The 3,007-nt window shown below is 37.5% G+C and carries 2 protein-coding genes; one reads left to right on the top strand and one right to left on the bottom strand.

The window, feature by feature from the left end:
- Positions 1-1,562: 1,562 nt before the first annotated feature.
- Complete coding sequence (locus A5294_RS06090) at positions 1,563-2,153, bottom strand: hypothetical protein (protein WP_004107190.1); 591 nt, start codon at positions 2,151-2,153, stop codon at positions 1,563-1,565.
- Positions 2,154-2,473: 320 nt separating this feature from the next.
- Here A5294_RS06090 and A5294_RS06950 point away from each other — a divergent pair, with 320 nt between their 5' ends.
- Positions 2,474-2,920, top strand: a complete 447-nt coding sequence (locus A5294_RS06950) for a hypothetical protein (RefSeq protein WP_064340707.1) — start codon at positions 2,474-2,476, stop codon at positions 2,918-2,920.
- Positions 2,921-3,007: the final 87 nt, after the last annotated feature.

Raw genomic sequence — 3,007 nt, 5'->3', positions numbered from 1 at the left:
AGATGTGTATAAGAGACAGAGTATAGGCAACAGATGCCATTGGAACGTAGACGAGAATGCAAATCCAATCCAAGATCCAGTAGTAGCACCAATCGCAAACGCAAGGCGCGCCCAACCAGAAAACTTAGCGAGCGCACTTCCTTTGAACAGAATCTGACGCGCAACAATAATCGGCTCCACCAACAACATTCCACCAATCGATTCAAGGAAGAATGCAACCCACATTATTGGCAAAAGACTACTAAACATAAAGCAATAAGCAAGCAAGCTCACAACAATTCCTAAAACCGCTATTTTTCTTAAACCGAGTTTTTGAGACGAATGCGCATATAAAACGGACGCAAGCACGCTTCCTACGCCACTGAAAATATACAGTATTGTTAAGGATTTAGAGCCATATTGCTTACCAAGACCAAGAAGAATATAAGAAACAGAGCATGCAGGAATAAAAGCAACCAAAAGAGATCCGGCAAGAAGCATGATTTTACTCTTGAGCGATGGATTCGCAGATTTCTTAATAGTAGATTGATTATCTGCAGATTTGGAATCTGCTTTATTTTCCAGTTCCGTTTGCTTTTCTTGATTTTCTTGCGATTCATTCTCTACATCTTGCGATGCTTCCTCTTCTACGCAAGACGCTTGCGAAATATCTTGTTTCATAATAAATCGCGTAGCACAAGCCGCAAAAGAAGTCACGGACGAGAAAATCAAAACCGCAGGAATTGACCAGCTTGCAATCCAAGATCCAAGCGGAGAGCCGAGCAAGGTTCCTGTAACACTCGCCAAAACGCTCACAATGCCGCTGTAGTTTACAATCATGCCGTCATCGCCGCCGGCAGCATCAACCTCGAAAACTTCGCTAGCGATATCAATCACTTGCCCGGTAATCAACAATGCGCAAGAAAGAGCTACAAGCGACCACTTCCAAGCTAGAGAGCCAAGCATAAGAAGCGGCAGCAAACTGAGCACGCCTTCTACGCCTTCAGTCATAGCAAGAGCGCGAAAACCGCCAAGCTTATCAACAATCCAACCAGAGCATGGCGAAAGAAAATCGGCAACCGTCATAAAAGTCTTACGAAAACCAATCACCCAAGCCGGCAAGCCAACAATAATAATCGAAGGCAAAACCGAGCCTTCATACGCCTGATTGCCGAGCATAGAAAAACAAAAGCCAACAAGCGCCCATCGCAATGCCGGACTAATAGATCTCATACGAATAAAAATATTATCTTTGCTAAAAATCGTCTTCACAGCAACTAACTCTCCCCTAAAAACTTTTTCAAAATAATGCAAACTTACATAACTACTCGCATGATTACTTGCAAATTGCTATCCAACTTAAATAATTCACTACAAACTACACAAATCCAATAGCTTATTTGACAAATTTGATAACACTATACTCTCGTTTAAAAAAAAAGCAAAATTTGCATCTAAAGCCGTGAGAAACCATCCTAAAACTACTACGAGTTTCTCCACTAGCAATCACAAATAAGAGACTTGATAATGCTCAATCTCACCTTGCCTAGTAGGCGTCCAAGACAATTGTAAACAGAGAGTTGTTAATTTTTTTGTTTGCTAATTTTTTGTTCAATAATTTTATCGGTAAATGCCTTTAAAAATTCTTTAGAATTACTCCAGCCTACGCCATTGTTTAATCCCGAGAAATCAAAACCAGATATTTCATCTAACGCTTTACTACAAACCCATTCATACATTCCAGCCTCTTTGCTTTTATATATTATTAGGAACAATGGTTTCATTGCTTTTTTACCCAACGACACAACACTCTTGTATTGTTTAGAATATATTACATCGTTATACCATTGTCCTGTCAGCCAATGGTATTTATCTTTGATCCCCTTTTCACCAATCTCATCGCATAGATTTTGTAATTGTTTAGCCACATATGTGAGAACCTTTTCATCTATGTTTTTTATGAGCAAAGTTTCATCAACACCATTTTTACTTACCTCTTTCCAGTCAACATCTTCATTATTTTCTGAGTGTTTTTCATTCCTTGCAGACTTTTTATTTTCTGTTTTTACTTCTCTATTATTATCGCTAAAACTATTTTGATTCTTACAACCTGAAATAAGTGACATAATGCAAACTACCACAGTCAAAAAAGCATAATGCTTGATATGCTTCATTTATGCCTCCTCTACAACTTAATCTTTACCTAATTGCAGCTACGATTATCATGTTCAATCTTCACTCTGTTATTCACTATCATCTGCCCAATATTCATTCATCTCGTAGTACAAATCATCTTTGAGTCTAATAAAACTGACGGGATGTAAATTATGGACAAAGAATGCATATATGCAGTCTACAAAATAATTGTAGCTAAAAATCATCCGATAATCCACAGGATTTTATTCCATACATAAACAGATGCATAGGCAAAATAAGTGCACTTTTTAACGATAGGAAAGACTATCGTTAAAAGGTTTAAGATTGGCTTGATAACTTGATTTTTGAGCATAAAAACATCCTAGAAGCACCCCTAGGCTGGATTTTCAACATTCCAAATGCTCACATTCTTTCGTCTTTTACGGAGCCGAAGCTTAAAGCAAAAGGACTTGAATACTATCTTATTAGGAATGAGAGAATCCCTGAGCTTGCCATTTATTCGTTTGATTCAGGCGAACGTTTTGAGCCTGATTTCTTGCTCTTTATTCGTGAGAAAGAGTATGAGGATGTTAAAACATATCAAGCATATGTTGAGCCTAAAGGTAGTCAACTTTTATTTGAAGATGAGTGGAAAGAAAAATTCTTAGGGCAGATTAAAAACAACTACAAGATTAACGATATTCTAGGAAGAGGATACAAGATTATAGGTCTTCCATTCTTTAATCAAGAAAACAGAATGTCTGAATTCGACAAAGTACTAAACAATTTAGTATCAAAATTATAGTGAGGTAATGAACTACAACATTTGTTCAGCGATTACCCAATCACAAATCTGCAACACACCATAAGACGTATTACAGATTACGAAAAT

Source organism: Gardnerella sp. 30-4, from assembly GCF_001641215.1.
GTDB classification, from domain to species: domain Bacteria; phylum Actinomycetota; class Actinomycetes; order Actinomycetales; family Bifidobacteriaceae; genus Bifidobacterium; species Bifidobacterium leopoldii.
This window is presented reverse-complemented; position numbering and strand designations above follow the sequence as displayed.